At 54.7% G+C, this 18,745-nt stretch carries 14 protein-coding genes; 6 read left to right on the forward strand and 8 right to left on the reverse strand.

Translation table 11 applies throughout. The features are described 5' to 3' along the window. The first annotated feature begins 44 nt into the window (after positions 1-44). Complete coding sequence (locus AC2FJZ_RS14915) at positions 45-2,033, forward strand: acyltransferase family protein (protein ID WP_496778546.1); 1,989 nt, start codon at positions 45-47, stop codon at positions 2,031-2,033. 645 nt (positions 2,034-2,678) lie between these two features. On the opposite strand, the gene AC2FJZ_RS14920 is transcribed toward AC2FJZ_RS14915, so the two are convergent. The 6 genes from AC2FJZ_RS14920 to gmd all read right to left on the reverse strand — a co-directional run bounded on the left by AC2FJZ_RS14920 (position 2,679) and on the right by gmd (position 10,248). Further along, entirely contained in the window at positions 2,679-3,527 is an 849-nt protein-coding gene (locus AC2FJZ_RS14920; protein WP_496778548.1) for a class I SAM-dependent methyltransferase, read from the reverse strand. Continuing rightward, entirely contained in the window at positions 3,520-5,208 is a 1,689-nt protein-coding gene (locus tag AC2FJZ_RS14925) for an FkbM family methyltransferase (protein ID WP_496778550.1), read from the reverse strand. Before AC2FJZ_RS14925 ends, AC2FJZ_RS14920 begins: the two co-directional genes overlap by 8 nt. 99 nt (positions 5,209-5,307) lie before the next feature. Further along, positions 5,308-6,501, reverse strand: a complete 1,194-nt coding sequence (locus AC2FJZ_RS14930; protein WP_496778552.1) for a glycosyltransferase family 4 protein — start codon at positions 6,499-6,501, stop codon at positions 5,308-5,310. Beyond that, positions 6,498-8,186 carry a class I SAM-dependent methyltransferase gene (locus AC2FJZ_RS14935; protein WP_496778554.1) on the reverse strand — a complete coding sequence of 563 codons (1,689 nt, stop codon included), beginning with the start codon at positions 8,184-8,186 and terminating at the stop codon, positions 6,498-6,500. The genes AC2FJZ_RS14930 and AC2FJZ_RS14935 overlap by 4 nt, the downstream gene beginning before the upstream one ends. A 134-nt stretch (positions 8,187-8,320) precedes the next feature. Beyond that, positions 8,321-9,193, reverse strand: coding sequence for a GDP-mannose 4,6-dehydratase (locus tag AC2FJZ_RS14940; protein WP_496778556.1), 873 nt, complete (start codon positions 9,191-9,193; stop codon positions 8,321-8,323). A gap of 17 nt (positions 9,194-9,210) precedes the next feature. Continuing rightward, complete coding sequence (gene gmd, locus AC2FJZ_RS14945; RefSeq protein WP_496778558.1) at positions 9,211-10,248, reverse strand: GDP-mannose 4,6-dehydratase; 1,038 nt, start codon at positions 10,246-10,248, stop codon at positions 9,211-9,213. Between the two features lie 248 nt (positions 10,249-10,496). Between gmd and AC2FJZ_RS14950 the strand changes: the two genes are divergently transcribed. Together AC2FJZ_RS14950 and AC2FJZ_RS14955 are read left to right on the forward strand one after the other, a co-directional pair. After that, positions 10,497-10,787, forward strand: a complete 291-nt coding sequence (locus AC2FJZ_RS14950) for a hypothetical protein (protein WP_496778560.1) — start codon at positions 10,497-10,499, stop codon at positions 10,785-10,787. 44 nt (positions 10,788-10,831) lie between these two features. Further along, positions 10,832-12,088, forward strand: a complete 1,257-nt coding sequence (locus AC2FJZ_RS14955) for a glycosyltransferase (RefSeq protein WP_496778562.1) — start codon at positions 10,832-10,834, stop codon at positions 12,086-12,088. A gap of 43 nt (positions 12,089-12,131) precedes the next feature. On the opposite strand, the gene AC2FJZ_RS14960 is transcribed toward AC2FJZ_RS14955, so the two are convergent. Both AC2FJZ_RS14960 and AC2FJZ_RS14965 read right to left on the reverse strand, forming a co-directional pair. After that, positions 12,132-13,625 carry a glycosyltransferase family 4 protein gene (locus AC2FJZ_RS14960; RefSeq protein ID WP_496778564.1) on the reverse strand — a complete coding sequence of 498 codons (1,494 nt, stop codon included), beginning with the start codon at positions 13,623-13,625 and terminating at the stop codon, positions 12,132-12,134. Positions 13,626-13,715: 90 nt separating this feature from the next. Next, complete coding sequence (locus tag AC2FJZ_RS14965; RefSeq protein ID WP_496778566.1) at positions 13,716-15,134, reverse strand: mannose-1-phosphate guanylyltransferase/mannose-6-phosphate isomerase; 1,419 nt, start codon at positions 15,132-15,134, stop codon at positions 13,716-13,718. Between the two features lie 134 nt (positions 15,135-15,268). On the opposite strand from AC2FJZ_RS14965, the gene AC2FJZ_RS14970 reads away from it, so the two are divergent. From AC2FJZ_RS14970 to AC2FJZ_RS14980, 3 genes are all read left to right on the forward strand, one after another. Further along, positions 15,269-15,538, forward strand: a complete 270-nt coding sequence (locus AC2FJZ_RS14970; protein ID WP_496778568.1) for a hypothetical protein — start codon at positions 15,269-15,271, stop codon at positions 15,536-15,538. 76 nt (positions 15,539-15,614) lie between these two features. Next, positions 15,615-16,667, forward strand: coding sequence for a tyrosine-type recombinase/integrase (locus tag AC2FJZ_RS14975; protein WP_496778570.1), 1,053 nt, complete (start codon positions 15,615-15,617; stop codon positions 16,665-16,667). A 254-nt stretch (positions 16,668-16,921) separates the two neighbouring features. Further along, on the forward strand, positions 16,922-18,724 hold the full coding sequence (locus tag AC2FJZ_RS14980; protein ID WP_496778572.1) for a hypothetical protein: 1,803 nt from the start codon (positions 16,922-16,924) through the stop codon (positions 18,722-18,724). The last annotated feature ends 21 nt before the right edge of the window (positions 18,725-18,745 follow it).

Below are 18,745 nucleotides of genomic sequence, written 5' to 3' on the forward strand. Positions count from 1 at the left end.
TCTGACTCCTCGCCACCAGCAATCAGTTTAAAGTTTCCGAAGAAATGAATTACCGCCCCGAAGTAGATGGATTACGTGCGATCGCGGTGGTGCCAGTTGTTTTTTTTCACGCTGGTTTTTCACTCTTCAAAGGCGGTTTTGTAGGCGTCGATGTCTTTTTCGTAATTTCGGGCTATTTGATTACCTCAATTCTTCTAAAAGAACTTGAAGCCGGTACGTTTTCTCTTCTGCAGTTCTATGAGCGCCGTGCTCGGCGCATTTTGCCTGCCCTTGCGGTTATGGTTGCCGCCTGCATTCCGGTGGCGCTTCTCTTAATGGATCCGACAGAAGCGAAGAATTTTGCGCAGAGTGTCGCGGCCGTCGGCTTTTTTGCTTCAAATGTTTTGTTCTGGGTCGAAAGTGGCTATTTCGATCTCGCCGCGGAAGAAAAACCGCTCCTTCATACTTGGAGTCTCGCGGTCGAAGAGCAGTTTTACATCGTGTTCCCGCTGCTCCTTCTATTGTTGTGGACCTTTAGGAAAAAGCTGCTTGTTCCCATTTTGGTGCTTTTAGCCCTGCTCAGCCTTGCGCTGTGCGAATGGGGTTGGCGAAATGCACCAAGCGCCACATTCTTTCTTGCACCGACGCGTGCCTGGGAGCTGTTGGCCGGATCGTTCTGCGCCATGATCTTGCGGCGTGGTATCGCCGACTACGACGTGTTGGCCGCATTGGGCGTCTTGATGATCGGGGTATCCATTTTCGGCTTTGGTGAAACAACGCCATTTCCATCGATCTATGCCCTGCTCCCGGTCGGTGGCACAGCCCTTGTGATCCTGTTTGCCGGACCGACGACAATAACGGGCAAACTGTTAGCCAAGCCCGTATTCGTCGGCCTCGGCCTCATCAGCTACAGCGCCTATCTTTGGCACCAGCCACTCTTTGCCTTCGCCCGCCTCTGGACACCTTGGGCGCCATCTCCAACCGTTCTCGTCTACCTAATCTTTTTGACATTCGTAGTCGCGTACCTGAGTTGGCGTTATGTTGAAACGCCCTTTCGCCGCACTTCAGGACCCCGCTCAATTTCCCGGAGGCCGGTTTTCACCCTAGCAGTTACAGTCTCATTGTTGTTTGTGGCATTCGGCGTCTGGGGGCAGATGACGAAGGGCTGGCGCAACGCATATCTCGCACGCATGCCTGAAGCAGAAAAACACATGCTTACGATGATCGAGCAAGTGTATAATGAACAACTCACCAATGCGTTGTCGCGCTTTGACAATGGCGACTGCGTCTTCGACGTCCGCATGGTTGATGAGACCGTGCGCCAGCGTGTCATCGACTGCGCACAGAAGTATGGCCCCGGAATTCTCGTTCTGGGCGACAGTCACGCAATTGATCTTTATGGTGCAGTTATAACCACATCACAGGCCAATGAGCCCTTCATAATCGGAGTTGTCTCAGGCGGCTGTCGCCCGCATACGCTTTTGCCCGGTTGCGCCTACATAGAACTTGCCGAGTTCATTGAAGATCACCCAAATGTCTTTGAATTCGCCGTCTTTGAGCAGGCCGGGTTTTATCTGTTGCACGGGTTTGGGTTTGATTTAGGCGGAAGGCGTATGTTCGAAAGGTTGTCGCCAAATGAACCCGTACCCCGTTTCGAACCCCACATGGGTTATGTTCAGGCCGTAAAGGACTATCTGGAACACATCGCATCCCATATTCCGACAGTCTGGCTATCCCCCCGGATCGAGCCACATATTCAGTCGGCTTATATTCGGAAGGCGGGATGTGAATTCCCTTATGCGCTTCGCCCTGGAACGAAAGAGGTTTTTTTTAATCTCGAAGCTACGATCGCCGAAACTCTTTCAGAGTCACCGGTGGAGTTTCTATCACAGCATAGCTTGCTCAGTTTGTCTTTCCCAGAGGACTTCTTATCCTGCGATGCGCTTTTCTGGTCAGATGGCGACCACTTCAGCAACGCAGGTGAAGAACGGTTTGGAGACAGAATGCAGGTTGTTGCGAACGCGCGTGCGGCGCTTGGACTGGAGCAGAAGTGAAGCCTTCTGCGCTTAACGTTCCGTGAGCCACTGTTTCGGTTCCGAAAGTTTAGAGGTTATATCACGAACTTTTAGTTTGGATTGACGCGCACGCAGTGTCCAGCTCAGGACGCCACATCCAGCATTTGAAGATGAAGCGATTGATCTACCCCAAAAGCGTCCCTCGTTTTAAAGTAGGGTTGGCTCACCCCTTCAAAGGAGCAAGCCAAATGCGATTACCGCAGGTCGAATTCGTTGCGATACCTTTGAACAATCTCTGAGTTCGCAAACTCGTCCACAATCTCGCGGTTTCGCCGACGTTCCTTTGGCCATTCATCAGAGTATATCGGGTTAGAATCTATCTTTCCTAACCAGGACAGCAAAGGTTCACCCACTAAACTCGCATAGTCACTTCTATCCCCTTTTGAATTCGGCGTAGTCCAAACAGTAAACTCACTTCTCGGGATATGCTCCATGGCACTAACGCTGCGTTGTGTTTGTTGAGAATATTGAGAAGCGAAATTTTCCGGACCTTCATTTCCAGCCCACGGCATCTGAAAGTTTGATCTAAGCGACTTAATTGGATCTCGGGCGCAATAAATGAAATGTGTCTCAACCCCACAAGAATTGAGCGCATCCTTCAGCGCTAGATATACGTCCTCAAGGCTAGGAAGGTTGCGGCAGAAGCTCTGCGCCAAAACGGTCCATTGCTGCGTTGAAATCTTTGTCCAGATACTCGTTCCCCATAATCACACTAAGCAGGATTTCCTGGACTTGGGATTCCAGCATTTCAATCGAATTGACCGAGAAGTTTCCAACATTTTCAACTTGTTCCGCCGACAGTTTGTCAGGCGCATAGAAGACGTAGAAATACTGCGACACGATCATCTCATAGCCGTGCGCACGCCCGATATTTTCAAGCCCTTTCACCGAATAGAAGAAGACGTGCTGGCCGCAATCCGGCAGATAATAGAGCCAGTCTTCCGGCTGCTCATCAACAGGCCAGGTTGTAAAAATGACAATCGGTGCGCCCCTGGACAGCAAGTCATCCAATGTGACCTTCGGATCGGGAAGGTGTTCGAACACCTCGAACGCCGTGATGACGTCCGGTGAGGCATCATCGATATTCTCAAGCGCGGAGTAGCTGGAAAAGAGCGGCTGAGCAAACGCATCGAAGGTTTGAAAATCCCGTCCGACGCTCCTCATCAAGCTGGCAAACAGTCCCGGGCCTGCTCCGAAATCCATACCTTTTGCGGTCAAAGGGATTTCAAGCAGGTCCAGAAAGACCTTCGCGGCCAACCAGTTCTTGATGCACCGGGGCGCTGCGCCAACATCTATCGTCAGGCCCGGAATTGCGTAAGCTTCGTCCAGCCAGAAGGGATAGTCTGTCTGCTGACTGCCACACTCCTGGCAGGTATAATAACGAACGTCATAACGCCGCAGAATTGTCTTTGAGAAAGTGTAGTCGGTCGCCCCACCACACAGACGGCACGATGTACCTGCTTTATCATTCATAGGTGCGTGCTTTCATCAGAAGGTTGGTTGCAACATCGTAGCGCCGGAATTCTGCGCCGACTTCATATCCCAGATCGGCAAGCAGGGCATGGAACCTGTCCAGATTTTCGTTCCATACTTCTACGAACAGCATTGGCTTGCATCTGGCAATGGTTTGGGAAAGGCCTTCGATGACTTCGCACTCCATACCTTCGACATCGATCTTGATGAAGTCGAAATCCTCGTTCGCAACAACGTCATCGCCTTTTCGAATTTCAAACCCGCCCACCGGGTCCGGGTCGAAATGCGCCCCTGCTACGTTGAAGGCTTGCGAGATCTGGATGCGTGCAGAATGCGACGATGCACCAAATCCAATACCCAGATTTGACAAATCAACGGTCTTCAGTTCGTTCAGCGCAACATTCAGGCGCAAAACCGAAATAACGCGTTGCTGCAGTTCAATCGCCGTGACTTTCTGCGCCTTCAGGATTTTCTCGAAATAGACCGCATGGTTCCCGATATTTGCGCCGATATCGAGTATTCGGGCGTTTGCCGGAACATGTGCGCCAATCAGTTCCAGTTCTTCGATTTCGTAGAATTCCCCGGCACAGTGATGCGCCTGTATGCTGTCATGCGGATTGTCCACGAAGAACCGAAAAGTCTGCCCGGCATGGTCAAACGTTCGCACACTGCCCTGATGTTGCGACAGCGTTACAGGGATCGAGGGTTCGCCACATTCCGTGATCGCTACCGACAAAAGTTCGATATTCGGAAGACTCACATCCGGAAGATCAATCTCCGGCTCGCTCACGCCCGATCCAACGACAAGCCCACTGTGCTCAAAGACAATTGGCAGGACGTTATCATCCGGCAATGCCGCACTTATCGTCTGACGGGCAGGCGCTGCCGCACTTAGATCAACCGAAACGGGGTCCGCATCGGCCACGCGCAGAACAAGGCCCGCATCTGGCCTGCTTGCAGGATCCAACGCGCGCAGCTCAATGCTCACCTCCACTTGTCTGGTGGAAGGTGCCTCAAGAGAGAAGGCCATCTGTGACCTATAACCGTGCGAAATAACCCGGCCGGATCGGGTCATGAAACCCGTTTGAAACTCTGGACCGCACTGGCTCAGATACCCGTCATATGCAAAGCGAACCGGCAGTTTGGGGCGGATCGAATAGGCACGATAATCAAAGGCCGGGAAATGCCCGACATTGTAGGCTTCGGACCACCATCCGGTTTCCCCCAATGACGGCAAACGATGGAATCCAAAGAATGCCGTGTTTTCCATCGTGAAGTGCAAGTGGAACTGCGGATGGTCTTTTAAGAACTGAAAACACAGGTAATTCGCCGGAACATTCAAGCACGGCAAAACCAGAACCCCGGTGTCGGACAAACACTCAAGCGCCTGTTTGATCGCGCGTGTCGTATCCAGAAGGCGATACGGTCCGCCTATGTAGAGGATATTGATACTTTTCGATCTGAGAACGCGGTTTGGAGAGTCGTGAACGCGATCCCAGTCAAAAGCGTAATACTTGGAAGAGGCTTGCATGCATTGCGCAAACGGGTTGTCCCCAAAGGCCGCAGATTTCAACGCTCGGCCCGCTGGAAAATGCCTCTGCAAATAGTATTCCAGGCAGCTCTGAACGCTTTCCGAAATGGCGCCACTTGCTTTCATCGTCGGGCCAGTATCGCCACTCATCGAGCCATCCTTGTTCCAGACATGATGTTTGCCATCATGACGTCTTTTTTTGTCTTGCCCGCTAATCTACACGCAGCAAACCGCAGGGCTACGGTTGCCTCAGCTGGTCAAAGCCGAAAAACACGCACTATATCTTTTGCCGATCACTGACCAATCGGCGGTTCTGGTGACACTCTGACGGGCTGCAACACCTATGTCCGCAAGTCTTGCGCGATCCTCGATCGTCAAGGCGCTGAGCGTCTCTCGCATCTCGTCCAACGCGCAAACGATAAACTCGCTTTCTTCCTTCAGACCCAGGCCGCGGGCACCAAACGGTGAAGAGACCACAGCCAGCTCAGCGGCTGCATACTCGAACATCTTGATGTTGGAACCTGACCCAAGATCCATTGGGTTGAGGCCAATATCCGCAACACGGAATGCCATCCATTTGGTGGTTTCATCAACCTCTCCCAAACGAATGACGTTTTCCAGAGTCGTGTCTCTCAACGGGCCGTAGTTGCACACCCCACCCAGCACAATGAATTGCATGTCCGGGATCTGTTTTGCAAAATCGAGGATGCGGTCGGCAGCCGAGAAATTCGGATGATGGAAAGAACCACCGAAGACCGCTGTCAGCTGATCTTTCAAACCCAAACGCGTGCGTATCTGGGTCAACGCATCTTCCGGCACATGGGGCACCCCAAGCGCGTCCACACCGTTTTCGATGATCGTTATCTGGTCGGCGTCTACACCGTATTCCTTCGCGAAAGTGGTTGCGTCGTTGGGTGTACAGGCAATCGCATGTTGCGACTTCAACAGCGCCGTTTCCTCCACATCCCGAACAGCTTCCAACAGATGTGGAAAGCGTTCAAGGACAGAGGATTTCTGCTGAAGCTCAACATTCTGAGAGTCAAAGACAATCGGGATGCCCGTGTCGCCCCGCGCCTGCAGAAGCGCATAAATCGAATAAGGGTGTGCTGTTACACATGCGTCCGATACAGCCAGCCGCTTGGCAAGAACTTCATTGTACAGGGCGCATTCATCCCAATGCAGAGCATAAGCGACATCAGCTGCCATTTGGACTTCGGCATCCAACTTGATCTCGAGCTCACGGAACCGTCCTTCGACAGCAACCCGTATCTCGCGCAGGTTCGGGCCAAAAACAACCGTCTCATTGCGCCCATTCCTGTCCGGAACAATGAGTTCGACGTCGAACTGTTTGGAAAGCTCGCGTGCAAGGTAAAATATACGTCTTTGCCCACCACCGACAGCCGGCCACGTGGAATAGAAATTTGCGATAACAATGCGTTTCATAAAGTTTTGACCCGTCCGGCATCCATGTCCATTCTGTCAAGGACAGCATGGACATACTGGATCGTTGAAATCTGCGAGATTTGTTGATGGTGTATACGTCGTGCTTCCTTGCGCACCTGGCTCGCAAACAGCTTTTTGAGGGGCTTGATATTGTTGCGTGTACACAGGCGCTCCAACCGCCAAAGGTTGCGCAATTTTCTTATCCCCATCACACGAGCGGGATTTCCTGATTTGCGGTTTGCATTGTCAAGCTCAAGGATCATCCGAAGGCGAACAGGGGCGCTATTGTCGCGATCCAACGCGTGGCTCTCTGCCTCGGTGGCCTCCCGCCCCTGCAAGGCATAGGCAATCGCATCGGCGAATTCCGTGCCATCAAATGCAAGAAGCTCGGCGACTGACCAATAAAGCTTGCGCTGTAAAAGCCGCTGAACGCGTGTGACAGCTTCACCCAAAGCCCCTACCGGTCGTGGTATGATCTCGGCCTTGTCGGCAACTTGATAGGGATAGTCTTTGCCGATTTCGACCAAAGCGACTTTGAAATCTTCCGAGTGGGAAGTCTCTTGCACCACTGCGCTTTGTGTATCCGGCATCGGTGTGGCAACAGGCTGCGTGCCCTTCTTTGACCCCGTGACCTTAAAGGCCCGAACAAATGACCCCAAGCGCCGGAACTCATAGCGCGTTGCTACCGGGTCCCGGTCATGTTCTGGAATGGCATGTGGATGAAGGATCGTCGCAATCAAACGGCCACCTTCGGGACGCGGAACAACCGTTTTGATCTTTGACCACCGCTTGCTGTAGGGCAGTGGCTCACGATGGCTGCCAATCATCAAAACCGCATCTTTGGCGGCGTCGGCGTAAATGGACTTGTATTCCAGTTCGATCGTCAGCGATGTACCGACGCTTTCGGGCACAAACACTTCCAGAGATGCGCCGATATCAATCGTTCGCGCGGCCTTTTCGGTAGCGGCACTTTCGATGGACTTGATCACGTACTGAGACAGATGCGCGCCATTCGTCAGATCGATACGCCCATCCGGCGTCAGCGTCCGGTCAATATTGTATTTTTCCATCCCAAGCGGGAAGCGGGCGTAGTTATAGCTCTGTTCAAACCAATGATCACCGTCCGCCGGGACACCTTCCACTTCGGTCCGCTTCAGAAGCCCTGTTGTGGCAAAAACACCAATTTCCTCATACATGCGATCTTCACGCAGAAGATCATACATGTTGCCGATCGACGGAATGTGGACGTCATCGATAATGAGAATTCCGCCTGGCTTGAGGCGTTCATAAAGAATGGCGTATTCAAGATCCGGGAAGGGGTAACCATGCGGCCCGTCAATAAGGATGACGTCAAACATATCGTCATCCGCAAACTGGTGGACAAGCAATGTCTGCTGCGTTGGGCCATAAACAAACTCAGTGCGATCCGCTTTGAATTCCGGGTCCTTCTGCACCAAACCAACCGAACTGTCCGGCATATCCCTGTCATCATACGCAAATACAACGTGCTTGGCAGCCAGGTTTGAGAACATAATGGTTGATTTTCCACAACCGGTCTCAAGCGTTTTGATGTCGCCACTTGGCAGGACTTCGGAAATTGCAATCAATACGTCCGAATTAAATGCCCCGCCCCGATGGGCCCGACCAGCCAAACGCTGCAAAATGTCTTTTGTAGAAGTAGCCACGGAATGTCCCATACTCGATTTTGGAATTTTTGCTTTCGTACAGATGCCCAGATTGCGAAGCAACCTAAACATCAACTATAAGTTAAGTGCTCGTCTTTCCCCAGCATTGCAGAAAAACATTTTATTTCAAGTGCTTACGACAACATCCACTTAAGTGTTTCCTGTAGACTGTAATTCGGCTCGGCCTGAGTGAGGCTGCGGTACAATGTGACATCCCCCATCAATTCCTTCACCTCATTGGCGCGCACAAACTGGGGGTTCACGGTCACGTTCAGGCTGTGCCCGGTAATGTCGCTGCACATGTCCACAATGTGCTGCAAAGGGGTCGCCACTCCGGAGCAGATATTGACCTGCCGTCCGCGCAAATCCGGACGCAGCAATGCCCGATAAGCATGCGCCACATCGCGAACGTCGGAAAAGTCCCGGGCAACATCAAGGTTACCCAGTTCGATCTGCGGGGCGCGCTGCCGGAAATGGGCCACGATTTTAGGTACAAGGAATTGGGCATTCTGCCCGCGCCCGGTGTAGTTAAAGGGCCGCGCAATCACGATCGGCAAACGATCCGTAAACAGCTGAGCCATGTATTCCATGGCCAGTTTCGAAACCGCGTAATCGTTCACGGGCGCCGGAGAGGTTGTTTCCGCAATCGGCGCATGTTTCGAGTTGCCATAAATATTGGCGCTGCTTGCCAAAATGACCCCGGACTGGCCCACGCCGGCCTGAGCCAACGCCTCCAGCAAAACCCGGGTTCCAATCACATTTACCTTGTAGAAGTCCTCAGCTGCTCCATGCGCGACAAATGCAATCGCAGCCAGATGGATCACCGCATCGGGTTTTACCGTATCTACAACCTGTTCAATTGCCGCGCTGTCCGAAAGATCCGCCTGCAGATAGGTCGGGTCCGGCGCAGGAGGCACCGTCATGCCGGTGCCCCAGACCTCCCATCCCGCTGCCTCCAGTTCAGCAGCCACATACCGCCCGGTGAACCCGTAACGGCCAGTGATCAAGACGCGGCCCCCTGACATCAGAACGAAACGCCCCGTTCGTTGCGCGCCAGATCAGCTGCGACCATCATCTGACAGAGATCTTCAAGAGAGGTCGTGGCCTCCCAGCCCAGAACTTCCTTGGCCTTGCTTGCGTCACCAATCAGCAGTTCGACCTCGGCGGGGCGATAGTATTTAGGATTGATGCGCACCAGAATACGGTTTGACTCGGCATCAATTGCCACTTCATCTTCCCCCTGTCCTTCAAACCGCAGACCAATGCCTGCGCCCTTGAACGCCATCGTGACAAAATCGCGTACAGTTTCCGTTCGCCCGGTTGCCAGAACAAACGTATCCGGTGTGTCTGCCTGCAGCATACGCCACATCCCGTCCACGTAATCCTTCGCAAATCCCCAATCACGCTTGGCGTCCAGGTTACCAAGCTCCAGGCAATCAAGCTGCCCCAGTTTGATCTTGGCCACACCATCGGTGATTTTCCGCGTCACGAACTCCAACCCTCTGAGCGGGCTTTCGTGATTGAACAGGATCCCGGATGTGCCAAAAATATCGTAGCTTTCGCGATAGTTTATGGTCATCCAATGGGCATAAAGCTTGGCTACGCCATAAGGGCTGCGTGGCCAGAAAGGTGTTTCTTCCCGTTGAGGGATTTCCTGAACCTTGCCGAACATCTCTGATGTGGACGCCTGATAGAAACGAATTTTAGGATTCACAATTCGGATTGCTTCAAGCCAATGCAGCGCCCCAATGCCAGTGATCTGGGATGTCGTAGCGGGCTGATCGAACGAAATCCCTACAAAACTCTGTGCCGCAAGGTTGTAAACTTCATGGGGCTCCGTCTTCTGAATCAGACGGATCATTGCGCCCATATCGGTCAGGTCAAGTTCTTCCAGTGACAGGTTGGGATGTGAACGGATGCCCAAATCATCAATACGCCAGAAATTGGTGGAAACCACCCGGCGGAACGTGCCGACAACTTTATATCCCTTTTCAAGAAGAAGCTCTGCCAGATAGGCTCCATCTTGCCCGGTAATACCTGTAACAATTGCGGTTTTGGTCATTCTAAGCCCTCTTTTGTTATGCCGGGCTTTAGCTGATCAAACCTAATGCGTCTACCGCTTGTCGGCGTAAGTTTGCCGATTAACCAATGTGTTCTTGCAAGCCCACACAGCCTTTTGGGACCGCAAGATAGCGTATCGATAAGGCTGGTGTCTCAAACGGGTCCGGGGCTCGGCTTGACACTAATGGCCCTTTCAGGCATCGCTCCTTCATTGACCGGGTAGAACAACCCCAATCAGACTGAACCTTGATGGCCGTAGAACAACAGAAGCTCGATAGAATTTCGATTGTTACGATGATCGGCATGATCTCCACAGCAGCGGGTATCATCATTGCGTTTTTTGCGGTTCAGGGAATGTACAGATACATTCAGGTCTGCTTTCTGCCCAAGGCAGACAATCGGAATGTCACCGCATATCACCAAACACCTTATCGAAAGCTGCCGCGCCACAGAGTGATCCCTTACCAAACCAGGAAATCTTCGGATATTGGCCTGCGCTTTCGTCAAGGGGCGCTGATGGTAAGATCGGCGACTGTTTGAACACCAATGCACCAAAGATGAAGCCGCGGAGTAACGCCAGTCAGATGTCTGAAATTGTCTTTGATCTCACCGAGGTTTTCAGCGCCTCCACCGGCAAGCTGCGGTTTTACGGGATTATGCGTGTTGTGCATGAACTCGGCCTACAGCTTGTGCAGCGCAAGGCCCCGGTGCGGTATGGTATTTTCTCCTATGCCCATGATGGGTTTTTGGAAGTGTTTCCCGAACTTCGCGAGGATGGGACCGTCGATCTGAACGTTCCCTTGGGCATTCAGGAAATACGCATTCGCCCGGCCTACAGACGCAAAACGTTTCTGACCAAGCTGGCAACGCGTGCGGTGAATCCGCTTCTCCAACGGCGCAACAAGAAGATGTGGGCGAAGTCCGGATTGACACTGCCGCGTTTGGACATGTCCGGCAAAACCCTGGTCTCTGCCGCCAGACCCAAGTTGATGACGGATGCAATTGATTCACTGGAGCGGCACGGTGTGCGCCCGCGTTTGGTACCGCTGCTATATGACATGATCCCGCTTCACTCTCAGTTCGGACATAAATCAGCTTATTTCCCAGGCAAATTCCTGGATGACAACCGGATCGTGATTTCAAACTCCACCGAGATCATGACCATATCAGAATTCACCAAATCCGAATTGCTGTCCTTCTCAGAACAGGGTGTTCTGCCCCCTGTTCCGCCGGTGGTCACATCGATCCCGCTTGTTCATGAATGTGCAGAAGGGGATCGCGAAGCGACCCTGACACTGCCGCCCGCACCCTACATCCTGACGGTCGGCGCCACGATGGGTCGGAAAAACCTCGAAGCCTCGTTCGGAGCGCTTCAGATTCTGCAAGCTCAGGGTGCAACAGTGCCGACCCTGGTCATTGCCGGAGCCATGCGCAAAACCACTCAGAAACACCTGGCGTCAGATGATATGGCGGCCATCCGCGACAAGATCGTCCTTATCGACAGCCCGGCACAAGAGGATCTGGTGGCGCTGTATCGCAATGCGCTTGCGGTCGTGATGGCCACCCGGATGGAAGGCTGGGGATTGCCCGCAGGCGAAGCGCTCTGGTTTGGAACACCTGCAATCTGCTCCACGGCTCCTGTACTGCGCGAAGTGTGCGGTGATTTGGGGCTCTACTTCGACCCCGACAGCCCCGAAGAGCTGGCCGCGCATATACGCCGCCTGCAGGAAGATACCGCCTTTGCCTCCGACCTGCGCAACCGCATCACCGCGGCACATCCGACCTTGCGTACATGGAGCAGCGTCGCGGATGATCTGCAACGCGTGCTGGAACGGCTCTGACCCACCTTGCGCAGTGAAGGCTGCTGGCTGAACCAGGACAGGTTCAGCCGGTTTTTTCCTGTTGCTCGATCTGGACTGCGGTGGTGACGGCAGTGTGCAGATCGCGGGCCACATCGGCCCAGTCGCGCAGATTGGCCGCGGCGATTTTAGCCTCAAGCGCAGCACGATGATCGGCATCCAGCAGACGCTTGGCCGCTTCTGCGATGCTGGAAACCTGGGTCGCATCGCAATATTCCACCAGGTCCTCTCCAACTTCGGGCAGCGAAGAATTGTTCGCGACCACAGCCGTCTTGCCATAAGCCAGCGCCTCCCCCACCGGCAATCCCCAGCCTTCATACAGGCTGGCCATGATGGAGAACTGGCAATGGCTGTAAAGCATGTCGAGCTCTTCGTCAGAGGGACCATCAATAACCCGGACATAACCGTAGATATTCCCGGTGGCTGCCAACAGGTCTTCAAAGTCCTGCCGCAACCAGCCACGACGCCCGGCAAAGACAAGCTTGGGCAGATCCACATATCCTTGATCCAGCAAGGCCTTCCAGGCCAGGGCAATGCGCCAGACATTCTTGCGCGCCTCTATGGTTCCAACACACAGGACAAAGGGGCTGGCAACAACATGGCGCAAGCTGTCATCCAATGTGATCAATTCCCGTAATCCCGGATAGGCTGCGGTGGCAATATTTGCCGACAGAGGCCCAACCACCTGCTCCTGCGGGCCCATATCTGCCCCCGATGGCAAGGCGGCCTGTGCCAGTGGCACTACGGTGGCAGGGGCATCGACATCATGGGCGGAAAAGAAATCCTTCAGATCTCTGAGGGTTGCCTGTGAAATTGCCAGATAATGGTCCGTGTATTCCTGAGATCGCATGAGCCACTGATAGAAATTGGCCGGACCCATTCCGTCACACGTGTGCGGGGCGACAATGGGGATCAGGTCATAGACCATGGAATGAACCACAAGCTCTGCCTTGCGGGCTTGCAGAAAAATGTCGATCTGTTCCGAGAACCATGCGCTGTCAAGCAGCACCAAGTGATCACCTGCGTGCGCGCGCGATGAGAACTCCACCGGGCTGAGGGTCTGCTGTTTTACCTGCTTGCGGCCCTTTCGCGCGTCGCGCCACATCCTGGCGGACATATTGTATTTATGGAAACGCCGATCATGCCCCAAACGGGCCGCCACATCCAGCCAGGTCCGCTGAAGATAATACTTCACCGGTTTGGTGCGGTATTTTTTCAAAGGGGGCAGGTTGTCACGCCGGGCCACGGACGGGCGAAAGATCCGGCGCATGCTTTCAGGCGAGGCGAATGCTTCAGCTCCGATCTCTGAGAATGGCAAACACAGATAGCGTCCCGATTTCCTGTCTCTCCAGGACAGGTACAACCGGTCGGCATCCACAAGCCTGGACATCTCAACGATCATCGTCACGACGACCCGCTGAATTCCGGAATACCGGTCGATCTTGCTCACATAGCCGATCAAACTTGATATATCGAAAAAGAACGTGCGCCTGTCTTGCCCAGCCTGCATGTCGGACATATCGAAATCTCCCAGTGGCAAACTGCCAGCCCCTCTCTGATCGGGTCGCGCTGTTTTCGACCCGATGAGGGGCGAGACGCAGCCCCGATCTTATCCGCGTGCGTAGACATCCTCATAACGGATGATGTCATCCTCGCCCAGATAGCTTCCGGTTTGCACTTCGATCAGCACCATGGGCACTTTTCCGGGGTTTTCCATGCGGTGCACGGCACCAAGCGGGATGTATACAGACTGATTTTCGGTAACCAGTTTAACGTCATCATCGACCGTGACCTTCGCAGTCCCCTCGACCACGATCCAGTGTTCGGAGCGGTGGTGATGGCTTTGCAGGGACAGTGCCGCGCCGGGGTGGACATGGATGCGTTTGACCTGAAAGCGCCCGCCGACGACCAGACTTTCAAACCAGCCCCACGGGCGGAAATCTTTTGGAAATATGGTGGCCTGGTTTGCGCCTTTGGCCTTGAGCGCTTCGACGGCCTTCTTCACGTCCTGCGCGCGGGATTTATCCGCTACCAGAACCGCATCAGGCATTGCCACAGTGATGACGTCCTTCAGGCCGATGCCCACCACTTGCAGATTGTCTGCCTCTGAACGCAAAAGCGTGTCACTGCACTCGATTGCCGTAACGCTGCCTGTCGCCACAACCCCGTTTTCATCCGGACCCGCCTCACGCCAGACCGAGTCCCAATCCCCCAAGTCAGACCAGCCGGCGGAAAACGGCACGACGCTCAGGTTGTCAGCTTTTTCCATCACGGCATAGTCGATCGAGATATCCTCGGCCTGCCTCCAGGCCTCAGGGTCCAGCCGCAGGAAACCCAGATCGGCCTTGGCCGCTTCGCAAGCTGCCTTGACCGGGGTCATCAGCGCTGGCGCGTGAGCTTCAAAGGCGGCGATGATATCGCTGGCCCGGAACAGGAAGATACCGCCATTCCACAGATGTTTGCCATCGGCCACCATCGCCGTGGCAGTATCTACATCGGGTTTCTCGACAAAGCTGTCGAGCTTGACGGGTGTGCTGCCTTCAGGTGCCGCCGCCAGCTTGAGATACCCATAGCCGGTCTCAGGCCGGTCCGGTGTAATTCCAAAGGTCACCAATTGCCCGGCCTGGGCCGCTGACACGCCCGCAACCACAGCGGCGCGGAACGCGTCTGCATCTGGCACAACATGATCGGACGGTGCGACCAGCAGCAAGGCCTCAGGGTCGGACGCAGCCACATGCAAGGCTGCAGCCAGAACCGCGGGCGCGGTATTGCGCCCTTCGGGCTCAATCAGAATCGCACCTGGATCGATGCCCGCTGCCTGCAGCTGTTCGGTCACGATAAACCGGAAATCAGACCCGGTCACCACCACGGGCGCGGCATAACCCTCGCCGGACAGACGTCTGGCCGAGGCCTGAAACAGGGTCTCTTCCCCGGCAATGGCGGCAAACTGCTTTGGATAGGATTTCCGAGACAGCGGCCAAAGACGAGTGCCGGAACCGCCGCAGAGAAGAACAGGAGTGATGGACACGATCAAACAACCTTTGCCAGTAAATAGAGGTTTCTACTCTCAACTTAACAGCAGTTTTTCAAGATGGTTCTTTTATCGTGGGATCAGTTTTCGGCAATAAACTGATAAACGCAGGTTCTGTTGCGAGGTTTCAGTTGACCGAAGAGATCACGCTGCAACGACAAATCACACGGCCAATTCCGCAACTTGGCGATACGGCCAAGATCACCTTCGAACTGAGCCTGCGGATCATGTACGCGACTTGGCTTCTACTCAGGACCGCCGCGCCATTTCTCTCCCACTTCCACGCGCTCTTCCAGGTTTTCAAGACCTGGGCAGAACGTCAGATTGCTTTTAGATCAAACCTTTCTTTGGTTTGCTCGCATTATTTTAGATTTTTGATCATTACATTTGCCATTTTCTAATTCTTCAATCACATCTGATAAGTATCGCTTATCAGGAGTATTTGATTTTGCGGGGAAAAGCGCGCAGAATGCCCTCATGAAGCCCCCTGCCCTCTATCTCCCCGGTCCCTCGCTTGCCCTATCTCAGGCGGATCAGGAGGCGCTCACCGACCTCTATGTCCGCGGCACGCCTGCCAATACGCTGCGCGCTTATGAGCGCGACCTGCTCTATGTCACTGCCTGGAAATCGTCGCGCTTCGGGACAGCGCTGGACTGGCCGGAATCCGAGGCCACTGCGCTGGCCTTCATTCTCGATCACGCGCGCGATCTGAATGACGCACCAGAAACGGATGTGGCGCGCGAAACCGCAGAAGCGCTAATTGCTCAGGGGCTGCGCAAGTCCCTCGCCTGCCCGGCGCCGTCGACGCTGGACCGCCGCATCGCCTCCTGGCTGGCGTTTCACAGGATGAAGAACCTGACCAGCCCGTTTGACGCCCCACAGGTGAAGCAGGCCCGGGCCAAAGCCCGTCGCGCCGCCGCCCGGCCTCCTGCCCCAAAATCGCAACACCCGATCACCCGCGACGTGCTCGAACAGCTGCTGGCCACCTGCCGCGGGAGCCGTCGGGACTGCCGCGACCGGGCTTTGCTGATGCTGGGCTGGGCCTCGGGCGGACGCCGACGCTCCGAGATCACCGGACTGATGTGCGAGGATGTGTCGCTGAAAGAGTTCGACAAAGGCCTCATCTGGCTGTCATTGCTGGAGACCAAGACCACGGCCAAAGGCGAAACCCCACGGCTGGTATTGAAGGGCCGCGCCGCGCAGGCGCTGGTGCACTGGATCGAGGTTGGACAGATCAGCGATGGCCCCCTGTTCCGTCCGATCTCCAAGGCCGACCACGTGCTGAGCCGCCGCCTCTCGCCGGATGCGATCTATCAGATCGTCAAACACCGACTGAGGCTTGCAGGTTTACCCGAGGGCTTCGCTTCGCCGCATGGATTGCGCTCGGGGTTTCTGACTCAGGCCGCTTTGGACGGTGCCCCGATCCAGGCCGCCATGCGCCTGTCCCTGCACCGCTCGATGGCCCAGGCGCAAAAATATTACGACGATGTGGACATCGCGGATAACCCGGCGACTGATCTATTGGGGTGAGCGTTGTAGCTTTTACCGGGGCATCTAACCGATGAGCCTCCAAAAAGGCGTGTGCAATACCTGATGCGTGTCAGGACTTTTTGGGGTTTCGCAGAGAAACAAGCCCGGCCTACTCCCCCTAATCGCGTGATCGAAACAGAACTGGAAATATCGCAAGATTCATACAGCAAAAAGGGTCTTAGGAAACCAAAGCTTCTCAAGCGCATGTCCTGCCAATAGGCTGCGAATTGATTGAGTGGGTTCGGAGTATTTCAGTGTTCAAGAATTTCAATCTGACCGTCTTGCAGTCCCTGGTGATAAGCGCGGTTGTCTTCTGTATTGCCACACTGCCAGGGGTGCTGCTGGACGGGTACAATCCCGATGACTGGCGACAACTTCAGGGGGCACCCACAGGTGGTATGCCTCTAAACTGGACCACCGAAGAAGGCAGGTGGGCAATGGAAGCGCTTTATGTCTTTGTCATGGGAGAGCGGTTCCTGACCCCCATTCAGGCTCCCCTCGCCTTTGCCTGCCTGTTCTGGATTTCATGGGTCCTTGCACGCACCGTCATCGATGAGCCCCAAGCTCCACTCGCTGCGACCGTGATTTTCAGCCTCAGCATTTGCCACCTCTACATGATCGATGCGCTGAATTTCTCGTCGCACGTCTTCGCGTTTCCTCTGGCACTCGCACTGTCTCTGCAGGCGTACCGCATCTTCTGGTATCTTGCCGAACGACCAATCGGTCTGGGCTGGTTTGCCCGCGCCCTTCTCGCCACACAAATGCTGGCTTTTTCCTGCGCGGTCTATCAGCCTTTTGCCCCATTCGGCGCCCTGTTCATCGCACTTCAGATCATGCGGTACGACAAGTTTCCCCTGAAAATCGTTACGCGGGCTGTCCTCGTGGCCTTGATTGGGTCTGTTTGTGCCATTCTTGTCTATCTGCTGGAGTGGCGGATCGCTGTCAGCCTGAGTTCCCATACCGGAGAAGTCACCCGTTTTAGCCAACCAGGCTCAGACCAGATCCTGCAAAAACTGGCGGCATTGCCATCCTTCTGGAAACGATTGCACTCAGGTGGGTTGCAACACACTCCCTGGATTATCCGACTGATTTACGCAGCCACTCTGGCAATGACTCTGCTGGCATCCGGATGGGCGGCGCTCCGCGTCTTGTGGACAGCTGGTCTTGTCCCTGCGGTGCGGGTGGCATTTGGCGCCTTTGCGGGTCTCTTCATTCTGCCGGTGATCGCATGGTTTGCATATACAAGCCTGTGGATGCCAGGACGCGTGGTGGCCTATCTGCCCTTCGCGATGTTCTCTGTTTTGGTCTGTTCGAGCCAGTTATGCAGCTGGTGGCAACGCGGCTCTGTCATTGGTACACTGCTCAAAGGCGGTGCCGCAGGTCTCGTGGCTGTCTCAGTAACGCTGAGTCTTATGGTCTGGATGGACCAAGTGGAAACCGGGCGGCGCGACACCGCAACCGCGCACGCAATCTTTGAACAGGTCTCAGAGACCCCAGGTTTTGACGGCACAAACTTTCGCATCTCGGGCGGGCTGGACTATCCCGAACTCAGTTGGGGTGGCCTTCTGGGGTGGACCGTCTTTCACCGTAACAACCCCGTGCCGGGTATCTTCACCGAGCTCTATGGCCGCCCGATGGAGCCTGCCTTCGTCGCTGACAGCCCCATACCGTGCCCTGCCTTTCCGGAACCAGGCGCTGTCTTTTTCGACGGCCACACCGTTCACGTCTGCCTAGAATCTTCATCCGGCCTGAAAGAGCAGGCCGATTGTATTGATGTCGGCCATGATGAAGCGCTGTGCCGAACCGAAGACATGCTTGTCTGGCAACGCCCCGCCTGCGAGGTTCTGCCGCTTGCAGGCGCCGCCACGCGCTTTCGACTGGAAAATGGTGATGGCCGGGAAAAGATGGCTATCTTCACGCTTGAGGATCCGGGCATTCCGATCGACGGGCGATGCCACTATGCGCAGCGTCTTGGCAGGTTCGAGTATCAGGCTGTCATCGTCGAACGCTTCAATGGAACGGAGTGGGAAGCAGCCGTGGCTCAGACTATACCCTGAGCCGTGTTTCGCGCGCGAAAC

The organism is Ruegeria sp. CDSA079 (assembly GCF_059612245.1).